Raw genomic sequence first — 20,618 nt, 5'->3', positions numbered from 1 at the left:
TGCTTATTTGGGCTGGCAGCAGAATACAAAACCGCGACGATGTTCCAATGAAGTGATTTGGTTTTGCCGCGCTTTTGCTAGCCTCAATCATTTCGTTATTCATGTTTTAAGAGAATACCCATGACGCAAGTGTTTAATTTTTCCTCTGGCCCTGCGGTTTTACCGCATGAAGTGCTGCTGCAAGTCCAAGCCGAAATGCTCGATTGGCATGGTTCGGGCATGAGCGTGATGGAAATGAGCCATCGCGGGCCTGAATTTGGGCAAATTTTGGCTGAAGCCGAAGCGGATTTGCGTACGCTGATGGCGATTCCTGAAAACTACAAAGTACTGTTTTTACAAGGCGGGGCGCATTTGCAATTTGCGATGTTGCCGCTCAATTTCGCTCCTGTTGGCAGTACGGTGGATTTTGTAAATACGGGTCATTGGTCAAAAGTGGCGATTAAAGAAGTGAGCCGCTACGCCAACGTGAATATTGTCGCCAGCAGTGAAGATAAAAACTTTAGCTATGTGCCAGATGAATCGTCTTGGCAGCGCACGCCGGATGCCGCGTTTTTGCATTACTGCAGCAATGAAACCATCGGCGGCGTTGAGTTCAATCACATTCCGCAAGCCAATGGCGTGCCGCTGATTTGTGATATGTCGAGCAATATTTTGTCGCGTCCGTTCGATGTGAGCCAGTTCGGAATGATTTATGCTGGCGCGCAAAAAAACATGGGACCATCCGGTGTGGCGGTGAGTATCGTTCGCAGCGACTTGCTGGGCAAGGCGCGCAGCGATACACCTACGATGCTCAATTACAAATCGTATGCCGATAACGGCTCGATGTATAACACGCCACCGTCGTTTGGTATTTACGTGGCGGGCTTGGTCTACAAGCACGTGTTGCAGCAGGGTGGCGTGGCGGCGATGGAGGCGAAAAACATCGAGAAAGCCAATGTGATTTACGCGGCGATTGATGCATCCAATGGCTTCTACCATTGCCCAACGGCGTTGGCGAATCGTTCGCGAATGAATATCCCGTTTACTTTGGCCGATCAACAGCTCGATCAAGCCTTCCTCGAAGGGGCCGAAGCACGGCATTTATTACAGCTTAAAGGGCATCGCTCGGTGGGCGGCATGCGTGCTTCGATTTATAACGCCATGCCATTGGCCGGCTGCCAAGCGTTGGCCGACTATATGAATGAATTTGCAAAGATGAAGGGTTAATCGATGGCGGGTCCAGGTTCTGGCGGCAATGTACTTGCCGCATTAGCCAGTTTTTTTATTCCCGGCTTGGGGCAGTTGTTACAAGGTCGGGTATTAAAGGCGGCGCTGATGTTTGTTGCAGCGGCGATACTTTGGTTTATTTTGCTCGGTTGGATCATTCATTTTTGGTCGATTATTGACGCCGCACGCTTTAAACCTGAATAAAATGCCAGCTAAAGCGCGGCGCGCTGAAGGCTTTAAATCACTCTTACTGAGCTTTAGACATGTCAGATCATTTGTTAAAACAACACCGTGATGCAATTGATGCGATTGATCAGCAAATTCTCGCTTTGATCAATCAACGTGCCCAGCATGCCCGCACAATAGGCGAAATTAAAGGCAGCGGCGTGGTTTACCGCCCAGAACGCGAAGCGCAAGTGCTCACGCGCATTAAAGAAACCAATCCGGGGCCGTTGTCGGGTGAAACCTGCGCACGCTTATTCCGTGAAATCATGTCGGCGTGCTTGGCACTTGAACGCCCATTAACCATCGCCTTTTTGGGGCCAGAGGGCACATTTACTCAAGCGGCAGCGATTAAGCACTTTGGCCATGCGGCATCCACCTTGGCATGCGCTTCAATTGACGAAGCGTTTCGCGTGGTTGAAGCGCGCGGTGCGGATTATGTCGTTGCGCCAGTGGAAAACTCGACCGAAGGTGCTGTCGGCCGCACGCTGGATTTAATGGTGACTACACCACTGCAAATCTGTGGTGAGGTGGTGCTACGGATTCATCATCATTTCTTGCGACAAACGCCCGATATGGTGAGCATTAAGCGGGTGTATTCGCACGCACAAAGCTTGGCGCAATGCCATGAATGGCTTAATAAACATTTGGGTGATGAGGTCGAGCGTATTTCGGTGGCCAGTAATGCCGAAGGTGCGCGTTTAGCCAGCTTAGACCCAAGCAGCGCGGCGATTGCGGGTGATTCGGCTGCGGAGAAGTTCGCCCTGAATAAACTCGCTGTCAATATTGAAGACGAACCGAATAACACCACCCGATTCTTGGTGCTGGGTTATCAGCAAGCTGCGCGCTCAGGTAAAGACAAAACATCGTTGGTGATTTCAGCGCCTAATCGTCCTGGTGCTTTGCATACCTTGGTGGAGCCGCTAGCCAGAAATGGCGTTTCGATGAGTAAATTTGAATCGCGCCCAAGTCGAACCGGCCTGTGGGAATATGTATTTTTTGCCGATGTCGATGGCTTTATCGATGACGTGCCATTGCAAGCGGCGTTAAAAGATTTGCAAGACGTAGCGGCATTTGTCAAAGTCTTGGGCTCATACCCGCAAGCTGTCATTTAATGGTGATGTTGGCGTCGTAGTGTAGTACCGTCAATTTCAATCCGCTAAGTAGGTATGTCATGAAATCAGTCGTCGTTTTTTGTGGTGCGCGCTTTGGTAGCAAAGAAGTCTATCGTCACCAAGCGCAACAACTAGGTCGCGGCTTGGCCGAACGTGGCTTAACCTTAGTGTATGGCGGCGGTCATGTTGGCTTAATGGGCGCTGTCGCTGAGGCGTGTTTAGATGCCGGTGGTCAGGTGATCGGCGTGATTCCGCAGTTTATGGTTGAGCGTGAGCTGGGGTATGGCGCGTGCAGCCAATTAGAAGTTGTCGATTCGATGCATACCCGCAAGGCGCGAATGGCGGAATTAGCCGATGGCTTTATTGCCATGCCGGGCGGATTTGGTACGTTTGATGAGTTATTTGAGATTTTAACTTGGGGGCAAATCGGTCTGCACGAAAAACCTGTTGGTCTACTCAATACCGCGAATTATTTTGCGCCATTGCAAACCATGGTGGCACAAGCGGTAGAAGAGGGCTTTGTGAGTGGCAGTGATGCGGCTCAATTGCTGTGCGCCAATGATCCCATCGAGCTGATTGAGTTATTGCAAAGTAAACCTTCTCGTCGCGCAGGTGAATGGTGGAAAACTTAACGCATGCTTTACCCAGTGATGCCAAGCGGGCTGCGGCACTGATTTATCAGTCAGATGCGCCTTTTTATGACTATTGGTTTGCCTTGCCGCCTGAATTGGTGGTGCTCAATTTAGCGCAACTTTGGCAAGCTGAAACCGGCAGTTACAGCTATCGAAACGCGCAAGTGTTGCGTAATAGCGACGATGAGCTGATTGCCTTGGTGTTTCATTATTCGGCAGGTTTTGGTGCGCAATTGCAAGTGAGTGATGCGTTTGAATTAGGTACTTTAGCGCTCGACTTACAAATTTTGCAGGATCGCCAATCGCAGCTGGATTTTTTATTCCCACATGTACCTAAAAACGCGTGGTATTTGCGCACGATTGCTGTGCATCCGGATTGTCGTCGCCAGCACTTAGGCGAGCGCATGTTGGCGCAAGTTTGTATGGCGGCTCGCCAAGCGGGTTATTTTAGCCTGCATTTGGATGTCGACAGCGCCAATACGGCAGCGGTGCGCTTTTATCAGCGCTATGGCTTTGAAGTATTAGTTGAATCGACGGTGCAGCGCTTGGCGATGTTTAAGCTACCGGCGAGCTTTCGAATGATAAAAAAATTAAACCTCGGCCATGAGCTTGCCACGGCCGATAGCTTGAACGACTAAGGATGACGATGTTGACGCTTGCCCCCGAATATATCCGCGCGATTGCGCCGTATCAACCTGGTAAACCGGTTGCTGAACTGGCGCGTGAAATGGGGCTTGATCCCGCCCAAATCGTTAAACTAGCATCGAACGAGAACCCACTGGGCATGGGGCCTAAAGCCCGCGCGGCAGTTGAACAAGCAATCGCTGACTTAGCGCGCTATCCCGATGGCAATGGCTTTGAGCTCAAAGCTAAAATCGCCGAAAAATACCACGTAGCCAGCGAGCAAATTGTGTTGGGCAATGGCTCGAACGACGTGCTGGAATTGATCTCACATGCCTTTTTGCAGGCGGGTGATACTGCGGTGTACTCCGAATACGCATTCGCCGTCTATCCTTTGGCCACACAGGCCATGGGGGCGACAGGACTGTGCGTCAAGGCGCTTGATTACGGCCATGATTTAGACGCCATGCGCGCTGCCATTTTGCCCAGCACTAAAATCGTTTGGATTGCTAATCCGAACAATCCCACGGGTACCTTGGCGCGCCCGGGTGATTTGATTGAATTTTTAGAGTTATGCCCAAGCCATGTGCTGGTGGTGCTCGACGAAGCGTATACCGAGTTTTTACCCGCCGCCAAACGTAGTGATTCGATTGAATGGCTAAAAAAATTCCCGAATTTAATCGTCGTTAGAACCTTCTCCAAAGCCTTTGGTTTGGCGGGTTTACGCGTTGGTTTTGCGCTAGCCAGCCCTGAAATCATTGATATGCTCAATCGCGTTCGCCAAGCGTTTAACGTTAATAGTTTGGCACAAGCCGCAGCGACTGCTGCGCTGGACGACGAGGCTTTTTTACAAGAGTCGGTTCGGATCAATAACCAAGGTATGCAGCAAATCACTGCTGCATTTCGCCAAATGGACATTAGCTTTATTGAGTCAGCCGGTAACTTTGTGACTTTCCATTGTGGCGACGCGCGGATGCTCAATCAATTTATGCTCGAACGTGGGGTGATTGTGCGGCCATTGGCGGGCTACGGCATGCCCAATAGCCTACGGGTGTCGATTGGCTTGCCCGCTGAAAATGCGCGTTTTATTGAAGTCCTGCAGCAAGCAATGAATGATTGATGGGGTATAGCCAGCTAGCTATCAAATTTTATGGCTTAGCTGGTAATACCTATGAATTTAACGCATCGGTTTAAAAACAACGCAGTCAGTCATCAATCGCGGCGGCGTTGGCGCAGAGAGTTTGGACAAGTTGTAATCAAACTGCCGACCGAACATCGCCTCGGTTATAATGGCGACAAAATAAATTACCTCGGGAGAGCACCATGTTCGGCAAAGATAATTGCTACGTTTCTGAATACACCCATTTTATTGAAGATGTTTTGGCAAAAAATCCAGAGCTCAAACAAGGCCAAATCGACGGCCGCGCTTTATTGTGGGATAAAGAACCCATCAATTTGGATGAACGCAGTCGAATTGATGCATCGACAGTGAATAAATAAATCGTTCGAGCGCAATAACAAAACCGCCTAATTTAGGCGGTTTTGTTATTGGGTAATACAGGCTTAGCAGCTTGGTAATAGAGTGTTTTTGACCCGAAGCAGATGCTCAATGAAATAGGTAGGTACGATTAGCGTAGCGTAATCGTACGCATGCCATTCCTCCGATTACGCTGCGCTAATCGGAGCTACGGTGCTGATGTTAAGTAGTTAAGAGAAATGCTTTTGACTCGTCATAGAGTTTGCTCAGCCAGCATTGCATTCGCTGGCAAGCCAGCTCCTACAAGTTCCAATCCCTTATTCGTGACCACTTAGTAGAGTAAATTTGGATTTTTAGATAAGTAGTCTCTTGCCCATATTGCAACTCTGTATCCACGTTTTTGATCGGATTTAATTTCGCCAGTGTCATGTAATATTTTACAAGATAGTAACCAATCAATACTTGGATTTGAAGGAGCCAAAAAGATCTGACGTTCATTGTTTGTAATGAAATTATTAAGAATTAGTTTGTCAGCTGGCTTTAGATTTCTTAGTATTTTTTCTAAACGTTGTAGCTGAAATTTTTCAGTAGTTATAGAGATAATCCATTCGCATAAATTAGATATTAAACTGAAAATAGATGCCGTAATTAGTACGGAATAAACAAGCAAACATTCAGTTTTATATTTTTTTACCCAGTTTGAAAGAGTTGAGTCTATTTCAAAATGTGCAATAATGAAAATTATGCTAGCTAATAGTAGTAAAAATTGAAATATTTTCTTAATTAAATTTAGGTTTAGATGATTCATGATTGTTCTGGTATAAAAGTCAGGTTAAAGGGAAAGATTAAATAAATATTTATTGAGCACACGTTGTCATATGACTTTACTTTTTAAATCGAAGTATTTTTCCAGTAGGTTGGGCTAAATGAAATGCAGCCCAACGTTTACCGCGATTGTTGGACTTGGCAAGTTCAGCGCCAACAAATTCAATTTCCGCTTCGGCCGATTACTGGCTATCCCTTATCCGCAATTTAACGCCATCAACCAACGCTAAATAAGAAATAGCCAAAAGATTTTATTTTTTAAACGCGCCCAGTATTTTTCCAACGATGGTCACAACGAGTAATGTCACTGCCCCAGCGATGACACCGGCAATCGCATTTAAAAATGACGGTGCTAATGCGGCCAGTACGCCGCCAATGACGGGGAGGGTACTGGTGCTGTGGGCTGCGGCTTCGATGAGGTGGTGAATGACCGGAATGCCGTGGGTGATAATGCCACCGCCGACCATAAACATTGCTAACGTGCCGACTACGGCTAACACGCGCATTAAGACCGGTGCGCCGGCGAGCAATAAGCGACCGATGCTGCGGCTAATTGCGTTGGCGTTGGGTTTTTGGCTGAGATAAAGGCCAGCATCGTCCATTTTCACTATGGCGGCGACCAAACCATACACGCCGACGGTCATGATGATGGCGATGCCGGTGAGCACGGCGACTTTGCTGCTAAAGCTGACGGCGGCCACAGTGCCAAGGGTGATGACGATGATTTCTGCTGAAAGCACAAAGTCGGTGCGAATTGCACCTTGGATTTTTTCTTTCTCAAACGCGACCAAATCGATTGCAGGGTTGTTCACTGCATCGCTCAATGCCTGATGCTCGGCGGCGTCTTCAGCGTGCGTGTGCAAAAAAGGGTGGGCGATTTTTTCAAAGCCTTCAAAGCACAAATACAATCCACCCAGCATTAACAGCGGCATAATCAATGGAATATTGATGCCATTGGCGCGCAATTGGTCTTCGATAAAGCTAATTAATAGTGCAGCAGGCACCAAAATCAGTTTGTTTTTGAATGAGCCTTTGGCCACCGCCCAAACGACGGGCAGTTCGCGCTCGGCGCGCACACCAGAGACTTGTTCGGCATTGAGCGCGAGATCGTCACCTAATACGCCGGCGGTTTTTTTAGCGGCGACTTTGGTCATCAGCGCCACGTCATCGAGCACTGCGGCGATGTCATCGAGTAATACTAAAAGGCTAGTTCCGGCCATGGTTTAATCCAGCTGTAATTTGAGCGTTAATATACCCGAAGTTGGCGTAATTCTCGATTGACTGATCTGATTTTGGCCAAAAAAAAGCCAGCGCGAACGCTGGCGATGGGAAGTGCGGCATGCTTAGCAGCAGAATAAGCCTTTGCTGCTAAATTGGGCGCGCACGCGCTCGACCATTTCTTGGCTTGGCGGGCGAGTGTCGGTCAGTTCGTATTTCATGCCCAGATCAACCCATTTGTTTTCGCCCATTTTATGAAAGGGCAAAATTTCCACGCGTTCAATCAAGCCCGGTGCTCGGGTATTGAGATCACTTAAGTAATTGGCTAGGCCGGCAACATCTTGCTCATCGTCGCTAATGCCGGGTACCAAGACATAGCGAATCCACAGTTTCTTTTTGAGGTGAATCATGCGTTCCGCAAATTCCAGTGTGGGCTGTAGCGGCTTGCCTGTGAGTGCTTCGTATTTAATTGGATCAAATTGTTTGATGTCGAGTAGTACTAAGTCGATATTGTCGAAGTATTCATCCGGTAAGTGCGCCGCCAAAAAGCCTTGGGTATCGAGTGCCGTATGCACTTTAAGCTCGTTTTTGACTCGGCGGAAAATCTCGCCAACAAAATGGGCTTGCATCAAAGGCTCGCCGCCAGAAATAGTCAGACCACCCGCGATGCGTAAAAAGCTGGCGTATTTGGCAATCTCAGCAACGATGGCATCGACAGTGTATTGCTTGCCGTTGTGTAATTTCCATGTGTCAGGATTGTGGCAGTACAAGCAGCGAAATTGGCAGCCGCTAACAAATAGCGCAAAGCGCATCCCCGGGCCATCAACGGCGGCGCCGGTTTCAATTGAATGGATATAGCCGTATTGATTGCCGTCGGCATCAAAGGCGGCAGGGACGATTTCGCCTGCAGGTTTGTCGAGTGCCATGATGATTTCCAGTGGTTTTTTTAGTTTTAAGGTTTTTATCGATTACATGTAAAAACGGACCGCAGGCGATGCCTTGCGATCCGTGTTTGCGCTAGATTTCAATCAGCATTTATCGTGGAAAGTGCGATTGATTACGTCTAGCTGCTGCTCGCGAGTCAGTTTAACAAAGTTCACTGCATAACCCGATACGCGCACGGTTAGTTGTGGGTATTTGTCTGGGTTGGCCATTGCATCTTCGAGTGTTTCTTTGTTTAAAACATTCATGTTCAAATGAAATAATTGAGCCATTATTGCCGTCCTCTTAGGTATGTGCTTGTAGCTATGATTAGCTGATGCTTGCATGGCAATACCCTTTAGGATGTTGTCATGATTCATAACTGCAAGAATGTGAATTAAAAGTAGCGTGCCTGCGTGATGTTGATTTTAAGTGCTACTCAAATCAGCATCACCAGGCGGCGCTACGCATTCTTAGCACTTAGCGTGGAAAGTCCGGTTGATCACGTCCATTTGCTGTTCGCGAGTCAATTTAACAAAGTTCACCGCATAGCCTGAAACACGAATCGTCAATTGCGGGTAGTTTTCTGGATGTTCAACCGCATCGAGCAAGGTGTCTTTATCCAATACATTCATGTTCAAGTGGAACAATTGGTCCATTTGTTCATCAATCGCATCGGTGGTCATGCAAGTTGAGCATTCTTCGCCGTGTGGGCCAAACAAACCGTCAATCGATGCTGCCAAGGTTTTAACGCGGTCTGCTGCGTTGTGGCCTAAAGCGTCTGGTGTCATTGATGCAGTCCAAGACACACCGTCCAGTGCTGATTCGTATGGAATTTTCGATACAGAGAAACCTGCAGCGATAAAGCCATTGGTATCACGACCATTCATCGGGTTTGCACCTGGCGAGAATGGGGCACCTGAACGACGACCGTCAGGGGTGTTACCAGTTTTTTTGCCGTAAACCACGTTCGAAGTGATGGTCAATACCGATTGAGTTGGCATTGAATCACGGTAGAACACCGGTTGCGCTTTGATTTTTTCCATAAACGCAGTCGACAACCAAACAGCGATATCATCAGCGCGATCATCGTTGTTACCGTAAGCTGGGTATTCGCCTTCGATTACATAATCCACGGCTAAACCAGCTTCGTTACGTTTGATATGCACTTTAGCGTGTTTCACTGCTGACAATGAGTCAGCTGCTACGGATAGACCCGCGATACCGCAAGCCATTGTGCGCAAGATGTCACGATCATGCAGGGCCATTTCAATACGCTCGTAAGCATATTTGTCGTGCATGTAATGGATTGAGTTCAGCGCAGTCACATAAGTTTTTGCCAACCAATCGAGCATTACATCGTATTTGCTCATCAATTCGTCGTATTCAAGTACGTCGCCAGTAATTGGGGTGAAGCCTTTAGCCACCACTTTACCGGTTTTTTCGTCCACGCCGCCGTTGATCGCGTACAACATGGCTTTAGCCAAGTTCACACGAGCGCCAAAGAATTGCATTTGCTTACCAACGCGCATCGCTGAAACGCAGCAGGCAATCGCGTAATCGTCGCCCCATTTTGGTTTCATCAAATCGTCGTTTTCGTATTGGATCGCAGACGTGTCGATCGATACTTTCGCGCAGAATTCTTTAAAGCCTTGTGGGAAGGCAGTTGACCACAATACGGTCAAGTTAGGTTCTGGTGCTGGGCCAAGGTTGTACAGTGTGTTCAATACACGGAAGCTGGTTTTGCTAACCAAAGTGCGGCCATCTTCACCAGTACCACCGATTGATTCAGTCACCCAAGTTGGGTCGCCAGAGAATAGATCATCGTATTCTGGGGTGCGCAAGAAACGCACGATACGCAATTTCATCACCAGATGGTCGATCAATTCTTGCGCTTGAGCTTCAGTCAATGTGCCTTCAGCAAGATCGCGCTCGAAGTAAACGTCAAGGAAGGTCGAGATACGACCGATCGACATTGCAGCGCCATTTTGCTCTTTTACTGCAGCCAAGTAGCCGAAGTACAACCTTTGCACCGCTTCTTGAGCTGTGTTGGCTGGCTGAGCGATATCAAAGCCATATTTCTTGGCCATGATTTTGAGTTCGTTCAGTGCTTTGATTTGTTCTGATAATTCTTCACGCAAGCGAACAACGCTTTCAGTGAATGGAACGTTGTCGAGTTCAGTTTTTTCGCGTTTTTTGTCGGCAATCAAGAAATCAACACCGTACAAAGCTACACGGCGATAGTCACCAATAATACGGCCACGGCCATAGGCGTCTGGCAAACCAGTAATCACGCCCGAGCTACGGCAAGCCATGATTTCTGGTGTGTAAACGTCAAATACCGCGTTGTTGTGGTCTTTACGATATTTAGTAAAGATCTCTTTGATTTCTGGGTTCATTTCAAAATGGTAAGCCTTGAGGCCGTTTTCAACCATTTTCAAGCCGCCATTTGGCATAATAGCGCGGCGTAAAGGCGCATCAGTTTGCAAACCAACGATGGTTTCCAAATCTTTATTGATGTAACCAGCGCCGTGGGCGGTGATGGTTGAACCAAATTGTGCAGAAACTTCGAGCACACCGCGTTTGCGCTCTTCTTTGAGCAAGACTGATAGTTCAGTCCACAATTGAGTCGTGCGTTCAGTCGGGCCGGCTAGGAAAGAATCATCACCCACATATGGTGTGTAGTTCGCTTGGATAAATTCACGAACCAATACTTTATTCTGCCATTCGCCAGCGCTAAAACCGCGCCAAGCTGTCAATTGCAAGTTGTCTTGAGGTGCATTCATTTGGGTGAGACTCCTTTGTGGCGATGTCTGTTGGACCATCTTTAAGCCGAATTTTCAGTTGCTAACTGAAAAGAATGTCGCTGTTGCCAGATAGGGCAAACAGCAGCAAGTTTTATTAAGGCATCGTAACAATAATGCAATTTCAAAAATTGATTTAGATCAGTTTTAAAAATATGTTATTGAATATTTTCAACTACATAAGACAATGACTTTATTGTTGCGACGCAGTAAAGTTTGCATTGCAAACCTCACTTTCATGACAATATCTTATGCCTTTGAGGCGCCGAATGGAATGTAAAAATTGGCAAAATGGACTGATGGGTGATGTAAAAATTTGACGTAGGTCAAGTTTAAAAGATAAACAAGACGTAGAAATTTTTTGAAAAAATGCTTAGAAATTTTATGGGTGGTATGTCTCGCTAGCGCATTATTTATATGTACTAGCGAGGTATACCTAGAAGCGTGGTTCGGCCGACTGTGGACCAAGCCAGTTACGCAAATCATTCAGTAATTCATCGCGCAAAATGACTCGCCACGCATGGCCTAGCGTCATTTGACATTGCGCGTTGCTATTTTGGTAGTCAACCTCGACCGCGCAGCCGTGATCGGCCGCATGCGGTTGCAAAATTTGCTTGAGCTTGTCGGCGTCGCCTTGTTGCCCCAAATTGATTTTGAGTGCACGCGCAAAGTGGCTACGCGCCTCAGCTAAGTCAAATACCCGATCGGCAATAATCCGTTGCCCGCCCGAAAAACGATCTTCCGACACCTTCGCTTCGATGACTAATAAAGTGTCTTCTTTGAGCTTGGTGCGATTGGCTTCAAACGACTCGGAATACAACGTGAGTTCCACTTTGGCATGGCCATCATCGAGTTGCAAAAAACACATCCGGCCGCGATCGCCATTTTTAATTCGCATGCCAGCCACAATCCCAGCAATAAATTGCGGCTCGCGCTGGTTATTGAGTCGATCGAGTCGGGTGCGAATCAAGCCTTTAATCGGTCTGGCGTGCGCATCAAATGGGTGGCCAGAAAGATAAAATCCGAGTGCTGATTTTTCTTCTGCCAGTTTGATTTTGTCGTCCCACAGCGGCGCATCAAGGTGTTCGATTTGCGGTGCGGCAGCGGGTTCTAGCATGTCGAACAAGCTAATCTGATTGGCATTGGCGATTTCAGCTTCGGCCACGGCCATCGCTTGCTCAACATTGGCCATAATGCGCGCGCGATTCGGTTCGAGCGCATCAAAAGCGCCGCCACGAATCAAGGCTTCGAGAACGCGTTTATTGACTTCTTTTTTGTCGGTTCGGCTGCATAAATCGTAAATATCTTTAAATGGCCCGTTGGCAGTGCGCTCGGCGACAATCATATTCACCGCGCTTTCGCCAACGCCTTTAATCGCGCCTAAGGCATAACGAATTTGTTTTTTACCTACCGGCACGAAGCGATAAAAACTTTCGTTAATATCGGGCGGCAAGATTTCAAGCTTGTTTTTTTTGTTTAAGCAATCGTCGTAAAACACTTTGAGCTGGTCAGTATTGTCCAACTCGGACGACATCGTTGCCGCCATAAAGGCCGCAGTATGATGCGCTTTGAGCCAAGCCGTGTGGTATGACACCACGGCATACGCCGCGGTATGCGACTTATTAAAGCCGTACTCGGCAAACTTGGTCATCAAGTCAAACAAGGTTTCGGCGAGCTTTGGATCGTAGCCTTGCTTGGCGGCCCCTTCGGCAATGGTTTCCCTATGCTTAGCCATTTCTTCAGGCTTTTTCTTACCCATTGCACGGCGCAGCATATCGGCGCCACCGAGCGTGTAGCCGCCGATAATCTGCGAAATCTGCATCACCTGCTCTTGGTACACGATGACGCCGTAAGTCGGCTCCAAGCATTTTTCAAGGTCAGGATGGAAGTAATCGGGCGCTTCGAGCCCTTTTTTACGATTAATAAAGGTGTCGACCATGCCCGAGCCGAGTGGCCCCGGACGATATAGCGCCAATACCGCAATAATGTCTTCAAAACGATCGGGCGCAAGCTTTTCGAGCAAGCGCTTCATACCGTCCGACTCGACCTGAAACACGCCGGTGGTATTGGCGTCGCGGAACACCTGATATGCGGCTTGATCGTTAAAGCCCAGACTCATTAAGTCCAGATATTCGCCGGTTTGGTTTTTGATGTATTGCAGTGCAAGTTCGATAATCGTGAGATTTCGCAAACCCAAAAAGTCGAACTTTACCAAGCCAACGGCTTCAACGTCGTCTTTGTCGAGCATCGACACCGGCGAGGCATCATCGCCCGACGCTTGATACACCGGGCAAAAATCAGTGATTTTATTCGGTGCAATCAATACGCCACCGGCATGCATACCGATATTGCGCGTTAAGCCTTCGAGTTTTTTTGCTAGCTCCCACAGCTCTTTAAGTTCTTCTTCGCGCTCAACGCGCTCAGCGAGTTCTGGCACCATTTCCAGCGCATCGTCCAAACTGTATTGCTTGCCGGGCGCAGCAGGAATCAGTTTGGATACGCCGTCACAAAACATATACGGCAAATCGAGCACACGACCAACGTCGCGTACCACCGCTTTGGCGGCCATCGTACCAAAAGTCGCAATTTGGCTCACGGCATCTGCGCCGTATTTTTCACGCACGTATTCAATCACGCGCCAGCGATTTTCTTGGCAGAAGTCGATATCAAAGTCGGGCATTGAAACGCGTTCTGGATTCAAAAAGCGCTCAAAAAGTAGCGCATACGCGGTTGGATCAATATCAGTAATACCCAGGCTGTACGCCACCAAGGAGCCTGCACCCGAACCACGGCCCGGCCCGACTGGGCAGCCGTTGACTTTGCCCCAGGCGATAAAGTCGGCAACGATCAAAAAGTAGCCGGGGAAACCCATATTAATAATGGTGTCGGTTTCAATTTTGAGTCGCTCGTAATAACGAGGACGTTCTGCTTCGCGTGTTGCTTCGTCGGGGTATAGCTGTGCAAGGCGCATCTCTAAGCCGCGCTTAGCCTCATACACCAAGAAATCATCCAGCGTCATGCCTTCAGGCGTTGGGAAGGGCGGTAAGACGTTTTTACCCAGCACGATTTCAATATTGCAGCGCTGTGCAATCGTCACCGTATTGGCGAGCGCTTCGGGCACATCGGCAAACAATTCCTGCATTTGCGCCGTGGTTTTAAAGTATTGTTCTTCGGTGAAATCTTTCGGGCGACGTTTGTCGTTCATGACAAAGCCCGCCGAAATACAAGTGCGCGCTTCGTGCGCTTTAAAATCGTCCGGATCCATAAATTGGATCGGGTGCGTTGCGACTACTGGCAGATTGAGCTCTCCGGCCAAATCGAGCTGGCGCTGCAAGCTGGTTTCGCAAGCGGCGGTGCCGGTGCGTTGAATTTCGAGGTAAAAACTATCCGGGAACTGCGCCGCCCACCACTGAGCAGCGGTGCTGGCGAGCTCTGGATTGTTCGCCAAAAACTGCTGGCCGATTTCGCCCAGCTCGGCGCCAGATAGTGCAATTAACCCGCTATTGTCCCCGCTGGTAAACCATTCTTTTTTAAGCTCGCCCCGGCCGCGATATTGATTGTCGCGAAAAGCCATCGTGATTAGCTCGCACAAACGGCCATAGCCAGCGCGATTTTTACAAATCAGCAGCGTGCGAAATGGTTTGTCGCGGTTATCTGGGTTTTCGATCCACGCATCCAAGCCGATAATCGGTTTAATCCCCGCATTGCGGCAGGCTTTGTAATGCTTCACCAGACCAAATAGATTCATTAAATCCGACATGCCAAGCGCCGGCATTTTGTCGGCTTTGGCGCGTTTAACGGCGTCATCCAGACGAACGATGCCGTCAGAAACTGAAAACTCGGAATGGAGGCGAAGATGGATATAGGCAGGTGCGTTCATTCGCGCATTTTATCATTTCTTGCGCTGATTCAGGCTGCTACCCTTCATTAAGCGTGAATAAGGCCGATAAAATAACCGTTATGGCAAAAAAGGGGTGTTGTAATGAGTGACAGCATGGTGAATGCAGCCAGTAGTGCCAGCGCCAACAATCCAGTTCCATTGGTGATGCTGCGCAAAAGTTTGGATCTGCAGGCGCAAAGTACGCTCAGCTTGCTGCAAGCGATTCCGCAGCCAGCGACCGTTAATCCTGCGCATTTGGGGCAAAATGTAGATGTAAAAGCTTAGGGTATATCTGTCTAAGCGAATTAATGAATAGGCTCTGTGCCTATACATAAAAAAAGCCATTCCGAGATTCGGAATGGCTTTTTGTTTGTCGGGGAAGGCGACGTGCAACTTAAGGCAGTATCAGTGCAAAAGTGCTATGGCAAAACGTTAACGCCACCGGCAGTACTTTCGTCCGACAAGACGAGGCAACGCAGCCAGAATACTTTTGCCCATTTACTCAAAATGCATCATGCCGTCTTTGGCGTCGACATGAATGGTGTCTTTCGCGGCAAAATCACCATTGAGTAGCCGTTTGGCCAAAACGTTTTCCAGCTCACTTTGGATGGCGCGTTTTAATGGCCTTGCGCCATACACCGGATCAAAGCCCGCTTCGGCGATCAAATCAAGCGCAGCATCGGACACCGTGAGGCCGATTTCCATTTGTGCCAAACGCTGGCTGAGCTTATCGAGCTGAATGCGCGCGATGTGGCGAATTTGTGCTTGGCCCAAACCATGGAACACCACCACTTCGTCGATTCGGTTAATAAACTCAGGGCGGAAATGCGTTTTAACCTCAGCCATCACCGCCATTTTAATGATTTGATAGTCCGCATCGGCCAAGCGCTGGATATGATCGCTCCCCAAGTTGGACGTCATAATCACCACGGTATTTCTAAAGTCTACCGTGCGACCTTGTCCATCAGTTAAGCGGCCATCATCCAATACTTGCAGCAAAATATTAAATACGTCGGGATGCGCTTTTTCGACCTCGTCGAGCAAAATCACGCTATACGGTTTACGCCGTACCAGCTCGGTGAGGTAGCCGCCTTCCTCGTAGCCGACATAGCCCGGTGGCGCACCAATCAAACGCGCTACCGAGTGTTTCTCCATAAATTCGCTCATATCGATGCGTATCATATGGTCTTCGGAATCAAATAAATAATTCGCCAGCGTTTTGCACAGCTCGGTTTTACCCACGCCAGTTGGCCCCAAAAATAGGAATGAGCCATAAGGGCGATTCGGGTCGCCAAGGCCAGCGCGTGAACGACGGATCGCATCAGACACCAAGCGCACCGCTTCGTCTTGGCCGACCACGCGTTGGTGCAAGACGGCTTCCATATGCAGCAGTTTTTCACGTTCGCCTTGCAGCATTTTGCTCACCGGAATACCGGTAGCGCGGCTAACGACTTCGGCGATTTCTTCAGCGCCAACTTGGGTGCGTAATAGCCGAGTTTTACCTGCGGTTTCGCTGGCGTTTTCGCTGGTTTCTGCCGCTTTGAGCTTGGCTTCGAGCTGCGGCAATTCACCGTATTGCAATTCGGATGCTTTATCCCACTCGCCGGCGCGGCGAGCGGTTTCCATTGCGGTTTTAACGTGCTCGATTTCTTCGCGAATCGCTTGAGTGCCCAGCACGCTGGCTTTTTCGGCTTTCCAAATTTCATCGAGATCAGAATAGTCTTTGCCCAATTGCGCAATTTCTTCCTCGATGAGCGCCAAGCGTTTTTTACTGGCCTCGTCTTTTTCGCGTTTAACCGCTTCACGCTCGATTTTGAGCTGAATAATCCGCCGATCGAGTTTGTCCATCACTTCGGGCTTAGAGTCGATCTCCATCTTGATTTTGGCCGCAGCTTCGTCGATCAAGTCGATGGCTTTATCTGGCAAGAAGCGGTCGGTGATGTAGCGGTGCGACAATTCCGCCGCCTCCACAATCGCCGGATCGGTGATTTCAACACCGTGATGGATTTCGTACTTTTCTTGCAAGCCGCGCAAAATCGCAATGGTGGCTTCAACACTCGGTTCGCCCACCAGTACTTTTTGGAAACGCCGCTCAAGTGCCGCGTCTTTTTCAATGTATTTGCGGTATTCATCCAGCGTCGTCGCGCCAAGGCAATGCAATTCGCCGCGCGCTAGGGCGGGCTTGAGCATATTGCCAGCATCCATCGCGCCTTCGGCTTTACCGGCGCCAACCAGCGTATGTAATTCATCAATAAAGACGATAACTTGGCCGGCTTCTTTTTCCAGTTCACCGAGCACCGCTTTGAGGCGTTCTTCAAATTCACCCCGGTATTTAGCGCCAGCCAAGAGAGAAGCTAGATCCAAAGCCAATACCCGCTTACCTTTAAGCGATTCTGGTACTTCGCCATTGATAATGCGCTGCGCCAAGCCTTCAACAATCGCGGTTTTACCCACGCCCGGCTCACCAATGAGGACCGGGTTGTTTTTGGTACGGCGTTGCAACACTTGGATTGCGCGGCGGATTTCATCGTCGCGACCAATCACTGGATCAAGCTTGCCTTGCCGAGCGCGTTCAGTTAAATCAAGGCAGTATTTATTCAGTGCTTCACGCTGTTGATCGGCCTCGGGATTATCCACACCGTTGCCGCCGCGAACGGCATCCACGGCCGCTTGAATCGCTGCTTTATTGCCGCCATGGTCTTTGAGCAGGCGAGCGGCTTCGCCTTTGTCGTCACACAGCGCGAGCAAAAATAAATCGCTAGAAATAAATTGATCGCCGCGTTGCATCGCTGCTTTATCGGTTTGATTCAATAAGCGAGTCAGGTCTTTGCCAACGGTGAGATCGCTATCGCCACCGGATACTTTGGCGATACGCGCAAGCGAGCCATCGAGCGCGCTGTGTAGCGGTTGCACATTAACACCGGCGCGTGCCAGTAGTGCGGCGGTACCTGAATCGGTGTCATTCAGTAGCGCCAGCAGTAAATGTTGTGGTTCGATATAAGCATTGTCGTTCAGGTTGGCGATGCTTTGTGCATCAGCCAATGCCTGTTGGAATTTGGTGGTGAGTTTGTCAAAACGCATCTTTCAATCTCCAAAAAAGTGAAACGGTATACGAGTTAAATTGCAGCGCTTGTAATTTAATCAATAGGAAGCACTGCGGAAATATTGACAAATTAGCGATGTTTTACCCTAAGTGCGCTGTTGCTGCGGGTCTGTGCGAAACGGTACTGAAGAATTTATTTAGATCGATTGTTTTTCTGACTTTGTTATAGCCCGAGTGTGCCGTTTGCAAAGCCAGAGGCTGCGATTGCATGGCGTAGTCGGCAGCGGGCATAAAAAAACCGCCAGCAAGCTGGCGGTTGTTGAGTGCTAACCCAGATTAAGTTCGCACACAATCCATATAGTAGCGCGTTACGCCGCTAGTGGTTTCAGCGACTAGACCGTGGATATAAGTCTCAAAGCCGGGGAATTTCTGGTTGAAATCACGAGCGAATTTTAAGTAATCAACGATGGTTTTGTTGAATACTTCACCTGGAATCAATAGCGGAATGCCTGGCGGATATGGCGTGAGCATCACCGCAGTAATGCGGCCTTCCAAGTCGTCAATCGCTACGCGATCAAGTTCACGATGCGCCATTTTGGCAAATGCTTTGGCGGGTTTCATCGCCGGCACCATATCGGACAAATACATCTCGGTGGTTAAGCGAGCAACGCCGTGCTCTTTATAAATACCGTGGATTTGCTGGCAAAGATCACGCAGGCCAATGCGCTCGTATTGCGGATATTTAGCAATGAACTCGGGCAAGATGCGCCACAGCGGGGCATTTTTATCAAAGTCGTCTTTAAACTGCTGCAAGGCCGCCAGTAGCGTATTCCAGCGGCCTTTGGTAATGCCGATGGTAAACATAATAAAGAAGGAGTATAGCCCGCACTTCTCAACCACCACGCCGTGTTCAGCCAGATACTTGGTCACAATACTGGCTGGAATCCCTTGCGCGTCAAAGTCACCATTTAAATCCAAGCCCGGCGTTAAGATGGTGGCTTTGATTGGGTCGAGCATATTAAAGCCATCGGCAATTTCGCCAAAGCCGTGCCAATTATCGCCCGCTTTAAGCATCCAAGCGTCACGATGATCTAGACCTTCGTCGGTTAAATCGTCTGGACCCCAGACTGAGAACCACCAATCTTCACCGTATTCTTCATCGACTTTGCGCATGGCACGGCGAAAATCGAGTGCTTCCATTAAGGATTCTTCGACCAGCGCAGTACCGCCCGGCGCTTCCATCATTGCTGCCGCCACATCGCACGACGCAATAATTGAATATTGCGGGCTGGTTGAGGTATGCATCAAATACGCTTCGTTAAATAAATCGCGATCAAGCTGACGGTTTTCTGGGTCTTGCACCAAAATTTGCGACGCTTGGCTTAAGCCAGCCAGCAATTTGTGCGTGGATTGCGTTGAAAACACCATTGATTCTTTACAGCGCGGACGGTCTTCGCCAATCGCGTGATAGTCGCCATAAAACTCGTGAAAAGCCGCGTGTGGCAACCACGCTTCATCAAAATGCAGCGTATCGATTTCACCGTCGAGCATGCCTTTGATGTCTTCAACGTTATACATAATGCCGTCGTAAGTCGATTGCGTGATCGTCAAAATACGCGGTTTAAAGTTTGGATTTTCTAGCAGTTTTTCTCGCGCAAATGGGTTGTCCATCATTTTTTTGCGGATATTTTCTGGCGTGAATTCAGATTTTGGAATCGGGCCAATAATGCCGTAATGATTGCGCGTTGGCATCAAAAACACCGGTACTGCGCCCATCATCATGATCGAATGCAAAATCGATTTGTGGCAGTTGCGATCCACGACCACTACATCACCCGGCGCAACAGTAGAGTGCCAAACGATTTTGTTCGACGTTGACGTGCCGTTGGTGACAAAGAACAAATGGTCGGCATTAAAAATGCGCGCCGCATTGCGTTCAGACGCGGCAATCGGCCCGGTATGATCGAGCAATTGGCCGAGTTCTTCTACTGCATTGCAAACGTCGGCGCGCAACATGTTTTCACCAAAAAACTGGTGGAACATTTGCCCAACGGGGGATTTTAAAAACGCCACGCCACCCGAATGCCCCGGGCAGTGCCAAGAGTAAGAGCCGTCTTGTGCGTAATGGGTTAGCGCGCGGAAAAAAGGCGGCGCGAGGGTATCGAGATAGGATTTCGCTTCGCGAATAATATGTCGCGCCACGAACTCGGGCGTGTCTTCGTGCATATGAATAAAACCATGCAATTCACGTAAGACATCATTGGGAATATGCCGCGCAGTGCGCGTTTCACCGTAAATATAAATCGGGATATCTGGATTGCGGCGGCGAATCTCGGCGACAAAGCTGCGTAAGCTGGTTAAAGCTTCATGAGTTTCTTCAGCCGAGCCCGAGCCAAATTCTTCGTCGTCAATCGACAAAATAAAGCCAGCGGCACGACTTTGCTGCTGCGCAAAAGAGGTGAGGTCGCCATAACTGGTATAGCCCACCACATCCACACCCTCGGCCTCAATCGCCGCAGCCAGTTCACGAATACCGGAACCACTGGTGTTCTCGGTGCGAAAATCTTCGTCGATGATGACGAGAGGGAAGTAAAAGCGCATGTCAGTCCTTCGCTAAAAGTAAAAACGCCCCTGTCTGGGGGCAGGGGCGTAGT

The 20,618-nt window shown here is 49.0% G+C and carries 16 protein-coding genes; 8 read left to right on the top strand and 8 right to left on the bottom strand.

Annotated elements, in window-relative coordinates:
* The first annotated feature begins 120 nt into the window (after nt 1-120).
* From serC to K4H25_RS12745, 7 genes are all read left to right on the top strand, one after another.
* The gene (gene serC, locus K4H25_RS12775) at nt 121-1,206 is read left to right on the top strand and encodes a 3-phosphoserine/phosphohydroxythreonine transaminase (RefSeq protein WP_221020861.1); all 1,086 of its coding nucleotides are present in this window, start codon (nt 121-123) and stop codon (nt 1,204-1,206) included.
* Between the two features lie 3 nt (nt 1,207-1,209).
* Entirely contained in the window at nt 1,210-1,410 is a 201-nt protein-coding gene (locus K4H25_RS12770; RefSeq protein ID WP_221020860.1) for a DUF6677 family protein, read from the top strand.
* Between the two features lie 59 nt (nt 1,411-1,469).
* Nucleotides 1,470-2,543, top strand: a complete 1,074-nt coding sequence (gene pheA / locus K4H25_RS12765) for a prephenate dehydratase (protein WP_221020859.1) — start codon at nt 1,470-1,472, stop codon at nt 2,541-2,543.
* Between the two features lie 59 nt (nt 2,544-2,602).
* Nucleotides 2,603-3,175 carry an LOG family protein gene (locus tag K4H25_RS12760; RefSeq protein WP_221020858.1) on the top strand — a complete coding sequence of 191 codons (573 nt, stop codon included), beginning with the start codon at nt 2,603-2,605 and terminating at the stop codon, nt 3,173-3,175.
* Nucleotides 3,160-3,813, top strand: a complete 654-nt coding sequence (locus K4H25_RS12755) for a GNAT family N-acetyltransferase (RefSeq protein ID WP_221020857.1) — start codon at nt 3,160-3,162, stop codon at nt 3,811-3,813. Before K4H25_RS12760 ends, K4H25_RS12755 begins: the two co-directional genes overlap by 16 nt.
* Nucleotides 3,814-3,821: 8 nt before the next feature.
* The gene (gene hisC, locus K4H25_RS12750; protein WP_255587634.1) at nt 3,822-4,916 is read left to right on the top strand and encodes a histidinol-phosphate transaminase; all 1,095 of its coding nucleotides are present in this window, start codon (nt 3,822-3,824) and stop codon (nt 4,914-4,916) included.
* 203 nt (nt 4,917-5,119) lie between these two features.
* The gene (locus tag K4H25_RS12745) at nt 5,120-5,296 is read left to right on the top strand and encodes a DUF3460 family protein (protein ID WP_173531898.1); all 177 of its coding nucleotides are present in this window, start codon (nt 5,120-5,122) and stop codon (nt 5,294-5,296) included.
* 308 nt (nt 5,297-5,604) lie between these two features.
* Here the strand turns inward: K4H25_RS12745 and K4H25_RS12740 are convergent, their stop codons facing one another.
* The 6 genes from K4H25_RS12740 to dnaE form a co-directional block, all read right to left on the bottom strand.
* Complete coding sequence (locus K4H25_RS12740) at nt 5,605-6,081, bottom strand: super-infection exclusion protein B (protein ID WP_221020855.1); 477 nt, start codon at nt 6,079-6,081, stop codon at nt 5,605-5,607.
* Between the two features lie 268 nt (nt 6,082-6,349).
* The gene (locus K4H25_RS12735) at nt 6,350-7,318 is read right to left on the bottom strand and encodes a DUF808 domain-containing protein (RefSeq protein ID WP_221020854.1); all 969 of its coding nucleotides are present in this window, start codon (nt 7,316-7,318) and stop codon (nt 6,350-6,352) included.
* A gap of 123 nt (nt 7,319-7,441) precedes the next feature.
* Nucleotides 7,442-8,242 (bottom strand): pyruvate formate-lyase-activating protein, encoded by an 801-nt coding sequence (gene pflA, locus K4H25_RS12730; protein WP_255587633.1) that lies wholly within the window; start codon nt 8,240-8,242, stop codon nt 7,442-7,444.
* Nucleotides 8,243-8,344: 102 nt separating this feature from the next.
* The gene (locus tag K4H25_RS12725; RefSeq protein WP_221020853.1) at nt 8,345-8,584 is read right to left on the bottom strand and encodes a glycine radical domain-containing protein; all 240 of its coding nucleotides are present in this window, start codon (nt 8,582-8,584) and stop codon (nt 8,345-8,347) included.
* 126 nt (nt 8,585-8,710) lie between these two features.
* Entirely contained in the window at nt 8,711-11,023 is a 2,313-nt protein-coding gene (pflB, locus tag K4H25_RS12720) for a formate C-acetyltransferase (protein ID WP_221020852.1), read from the bottom strand.
* A 454-nt stretch (nt 11,024-11,477) separates the two neighbouring features.
* The gene (gene dnaE / locus K4H25_RS12715; protein WP_221020851.1) at nt 11,478-14,921 is read right to left on the bottom strand and encodes a DNA polymerase III subunit alpha; all 3,444 of its coding nucleotides are present in this window, start codon (nt 14,919-14,921) and stop codon (nt 11,478-11,480) included.
* A gap of 102 nt (nt 14,922-15,023) precedes the next feature.
* Here dnaE and K4H25_RS12710 point away from each other — a divergent pair, with 102 nt between their 5' ends.
* Nucleotides 15,024-15,206 carry a YjfB family protein gene (locus K4H25_RS12710; RefSeq protein WP_255587630.1) on the top strand — a complete coding sequence of 61 codons (183 nt, stop codon included), beginning with the start codon at nt 15,024-15,026 and terminating at the stop codon, nt 15,204-15,206.
* A 213-nt stretch (nt 15,207-15,419) separates the two neighbouring features.
* Here the strand turns inward: K4H25_RS12710 and clpB are convergent, their stop codons facing one another.
* Together clpB and K4H25_RS12700 are read right to left on the bottom strand one after the other, a co-directional pair.
* Entirely contained in the window at nt 15,420-18,002 is a 2,583-nt protein-coding gene (gene clpB / locus K4H25_RS12705) for an ATP-dependent chaperone ClpB (RefSeq protein ID WP_221020850.1), read from the bottom strand.
* Between the two features lie 298 nt (nt 18,003-18,300).
* On the bottom strand, nt 18,301-20,565 hold the full coding sequence (locus K4H25_RS12700) for an arginine/lysine/ornithine decarboxylase (protein WP_221020849.1): 2,265 nt from the start codon (nt 20,563-20,565) through the stop codon (nt 18,301-18,303).
* Nucleotides 20,566-20,618 lie beyond the last annotated feature (53 nt).

Source organism: Deefgea piscis (assembly GCF_019665785.1).
Taxonomy (GTDB): domain Bacteria; phylum Pseudomonadota; class Gammaproteobacteria; order Burkholderiales; family Chitinibacteraceae; genus Deefgea.
The sequence above is the reverse complement of the archived record's forward strand: the minus strand, read 5'-3'. Positions and strand labels throughout refer to the sequence as shown.